Raw genomic sequence first — 3,631 nt, 5'->3', positions numbered from 1 at the left:
GGGAGAAATAGGGTTCAAGTTGAGCCCATTCTTGATCGGTTAAATCAGTATCATATGCTTTTCGTGTCATATCTTTAGTTTAACATCTTTTTGTGAATACAGGTTCTTAAAGTAATTGTTCGAGGACAGCCGCAAAGTTACGACTAATCTCTTCAAAGCTAACGGTAACTTCCTGACGAGTGCTATTATTTTTGAGGCTGACTTGCCCAGCTTCAACTTCGCTACCACCTAAAGTCATGATTGTTTTAGCTTTAAAGACATCTGCTGACTTAAATTGTGCCTTGATTTTACGTCCTAAAACATCACGTTCTGCTGTAAAGCCTTGTGCTCGAACAGTCTGAACAAGCTCTAAAGCTTTGCTATTAGCTTCAGCCCCTAAAACGGCGATGTAAAGATCCATTTCTGATGAAATTGGAAGCTCAATCCCTTGCTTGTCGATAATCATGAGTAGGCGCTCCAAACCAAGTCCGAATCCAAAGCCAGGTGTCTCCGGACCACCGAAATACTCAACCAAACCATCGTAGCGACCACCGGCACAAATAGTCAATTCAGACTTATCAATCCTTGTGATGAATTCAAAAATGGTATGGCTATAGTAATCTAGTCCACGAACCATATTGGTATCAATCACGTAAGGAATGTTAAGAGCTTCTAGCATAGCGCGAACCTCATCGAAATGCGCTTGACTCTCCTCATCCAAGAAATCCAAGATAGACGGCGCATTTTCCACCGCAATCTTATCTTCTTTTTCTTTAGAATCTAAGACACGAAGAGGATTCTCCTCCAAACGACGCTGGCTATCCTTAGACAAACTGTCACGCATAGGTGTCAAGTAATCAATCAAAGCCTGACGATAAGCCTGACGGCTAGCAGTGTTTCCTAGGCTATTGAGGTGGAGAACCACATCCTTGATACCAAGTTCCGTAAAGAGTTGGTAAGCCATAGCGATGGTCTCTACATCTGTCGCGGGGTTGCTTGATCCAAAGGCTTCAACACCAATTTGGTGAAATTCACGCAGGCGACCTGCCTGTGGACGCTCGTAACGGAACATAGACCCTATATAGTACATCTTGACAGGCTTTTGAATTTCTGGTGCAAAGAGCTTGTTTTCTACGTAAGAACGCACAACAGGAGCTGTTCCTTCAGGACGAAGGGTAATGTGACGATCACCCTTATCATGGAAATCGTACATCTCCTTAGTAACAATATCCGTTGTATCACCAACTGAGCGTGAAATGACCTCATAATGTTCAAACATTGGCGTGCGAATTTCACCGTAATTGTATTTTTTAAAGGTCTCACGCGCAAAATTTTCAACGTATTGCCATCTGGCGCTATCTGCAGGAAGAATATCCTGCGTTCCTTTAGGTTTTTGAAGTTTCATATTAAGATTCAAAGAGCGTTAAGAAAACGAGGAGGCAATAGAAAAAATAACACCGAGTCTTTAAACTCAAGGAGGCTTATCTTTTGATCAACGTTTTTAGCTCGTGTTCATTTTAGAACAGCGATTTTTATAGAGACGCTCTCTCCTTTCTCTAGACTTAATCTCTATTATTCTAACACGATTCAATCAAATTTTCGACAACATTTTCTACAAAACAGCTACTAAGAACATTATACAAAAACAACTTCCTAACGGAAGTTGCGTTTCTGGATGATCATCGCTAGCTTCACATCTAAAAATGACCTTAGAGCTGGTCATAAAATCCCATATCATTTCTAGTCTGACAATCTAAAACGGTCCACCGGGGTCCGAACCTCTCGCTTCTCATTTCTAGGCTCGCGGGCTAAAACAGCCCACTGGGCTGTTTTACTCCCATACTTTGTCACGGATGGTTTTGATAAGGTTGAGTTTTTGCCACTGGTCCTCTTCGGTCAATACATTGCCTTCTTCAGTTGAGGCAAAACCACATTGGGTTGAAATGCCAAGATTTTTGTATGGCACATAGACAGCTGCTTCTTGGAGACGTGCAATAATCTTATCCACATCTTCCAAAGTAGGATCTTTTGATGTAATAACACCTAGAACAAGTTCGACATGGTCACGATGATTCCAGATATCCACAAGGGGTGTGAAATCACCTGAGCGGCTATCATCGTATTCTAAGAAGAAAATATCATAATTAAGTTGTCCCAGGTACTTGGCAACGACATCATAGCCACCTTCGTAAAGGTAGGTTGACTTGAAGTTTCCTCGACAGATATGCGTTGCAAGGGTCAAATCCTCTGGCAAGCCTGTTAGGGCTTTGTTTATCGTGTCCACAATCTCTTGAGCTTGCGCACGATAGCCACCAAGTTCTTCTCCGCTAGTTTCGTTTAATTTGGCAATCAAAAATGCCCAAGTCGTATCGTCCAACTGGACATAACGTGCTCCCAAATCATAAAAATGTTGGATAGTGTCATGGTAAACTTTCGCCAAGTCATTTAGGTAGTCCTCACGACTGTCATAAAAATCCAAGGCTAAATCGCTACGACCATCACGGAAAACCATAGATGGACTCGGAATGGTAATTTTTGGCGTCACACCTTCTGGCGTAATTGACTTCAAATACTCAAAATCACGGTAGAAGGGATGGTTAGGATTTTCCGAAATTTTATCAATCACACGAACATTTGTCGTCCGTGTCTTAGCACCGTAAAACTTATAAGACTCCTCCTGTAAGTAAGCTTCATAACCCGTTAATTCCCATAGGAAATCCAAATGCCACCAAGAGCGACCGAATTCACCATCAGTAACAACTTTCAAACCATTATCAACTTCGTGATGAACCAGGTCTTTGACCAATTCATCCTGGATGTCAAGCAATTCCTCGCGAGAAATCTCGCCACTGGCAAACTGATCGCGAGCTTCTTTGAGCTTGGCTGGACGCAAATAAGAACCGACATGATCAAAATGATGCTGTACTTTAGACATAGATTTACCTCTTTTTCTTTTCTAAAATTAGCAGGGCGAATACTACCGAATATAAGTCTAGAATAACAAAGCTAGCTATAAGTGACAAATATAACTTTATTATATTAAGTCATAGGTGGAAACTATACTCAACATCTCAAAAAAAGTGTCAAGTAACTTTACTTTACAAAAAAGATATGTTATCATGCTATAGTTGATGAAAATTCATCTCTATATTAACTGGGCAGATTGAATACCAAGAATGGTAACATTAAGGTAAATCTATAAGTCCCTCAATATTTACTATCGAAAGGAAGAAATCAAAATGGCAGTACCTGCACGTCGCACCTCAAAAGCGAAGAAAAACAAACGTCGTACGCACTACAAATTAACAGCTCCAACTGTAAAATTTGACGAAACTACTGGAGATTACTCACGTTCTCACCGTGTATCACTTAAAGGATACTACAAAGGACGTAAAATCGCTAAAGCTAACGAAGCTAAATAATAGAAGGGAGATACCATGCGCGTAAACATTACACTTGAACACAAAGAATCTGGTGAGCGTTTGTACCTTACTTCAAAAAACAAACGTAACACTCCAGACCGTCTTCAATTGAAAAAATACTCACCAAAATTGCGTAAGCACGTTGTGTTTACTGAGGTGAAATGATTGAGATAAGAAAGGCTCTTCGTCAACTGTAGTGGGTGACTTATAATTAACATCTAGAGAGAATC

Annotated in this window: 4 protein-coding genes; 2 read left to right on the top strand and 2 right to left on the bottom strand. The window is 40.6% G+C overall.

Annotation, left to right across the window (positions count from 1 at the left end; all coding sequences use genetic code 11):
- Positions 1-106: 106 nt before the first annotated feature.
- Positions 107-1,384: a histidine--tRNA ligase gene (hisS, locus tag ACMZ6U_RS09770; protein WP_416108252.1), complete on the bottom strand. Its 1,278-nt coding sequence runs from the start codon at positions 1,382-1,384 to the stop codon at positions 107-109.
- Between the two features lie 426 nt (positions 1,385-1,810).
- Positions 1,811-2,914, bottom strand: coding sequence for a vitamin B12 independent methionine synthase (locus ACMZ6U_RS09765; protein ID WP_416108251.1), 1,104 nt, complete (start codon positions 2,912-2,914; stop codon positions 1,811-1,813).
- Positions 2,915-3,218: 304 nt separating this feature from the next.
- On the opposite strand from ACMZ6U_RS09765, the gene rpmF reads away from it, so the two are divergent.
- Entirely contained in the window at positions 3,219-3,401 is a 183-nt protein-coding gene (gene rpmF, locus ACMZ6U_RS09760; protein WP_018380522.1) for a 50S ribosomal protein L32, read from the top strand.
- Between the two features lie 15 nt (positions 3,402-3,416).
- Positions 3,417-3,566 carry a 50S ribosomal protein L33 gene (gene rpmG, locus ACMZ6U_RS09755; RefSeq protein ID WP_001265622.1) on the top strand — a complete coding sequence of 50 codons (150 nt, stop codon included), beginning with the start codon at positions 3,417-3,419 and terminating at the stop codon, positions 3,564-3,566.
- Positions 3,567-3,631 lie beyond the last annotated feature (65 nt).

It is taken from the genome of Streptococcus pluranimalium, from assembly GCF_047785745.1.
In the GTDB taxonomy this organism is placed as follows: Bacteria; Bacillota; Bacilli; order Lactobacillales; family Streptococcaceae; genus Streptococcus; species Streptococcus pluranimalium_B.
The sequence above is the reverse complement of the archived record's forward strand: the minus strand, read 5'-3'. Positions and strand labels throughout refer to the sequence as shown.